Origin of the sequence: Pollutimonas rozaliensis (assembly GCF_048751585.1) — a bacterium.
GTDB lineage: Bacteria > Pseudomonadota > Gammaproteobacteria > Burkholderiales > Burkholderiaceae_B.
Map to the genome: position 1 here is coordinate 1 of NZ_JAZHOB010000044.1, position 301 is coordinate 301.

General features: G+C 43.5%; 1 protein-coding gene. It reads right to left on the reverse strand.

Translation table 11 applies throughout. The annotated features are described in order from the left end of the window. Positions 1-62: 62 nt before the first annotated feature. Positions 63-301: hypothetical protein (locus V0R37_RS21895; protein ID WP_420376530.1), on the reverse strand; the 239-nt coding region annotated here is incomplete at its 5' end.

Below are 301 nucleotides of genomic sequence, written 5' to 3' on the forward strand. Positions count from 1 at the left end.
GCTTTATCTCTATTTAGACAAGAGTATCACTCTGAAGAGGCAATGACGCGATAAATATCAGCTTAAAAAGACAGCGAAAGGTTAGCGGCAACCCCCATCTGATGTTTACCAGCGTAGTTCCCGGCTAAATCAAAACGCACCACATCAAACGGACTAAAACCAATACCCGCGGTAATAGCATTATCAAGATTACTTTCTAAATCAATCTCATAGCCAGCACGTAGTTGTGCCCAGCGCCATGCATTACCTTCAATACCAAAGCGTAAACACTGAGTATCATCCCCTTTGCCGTCAAAACGAG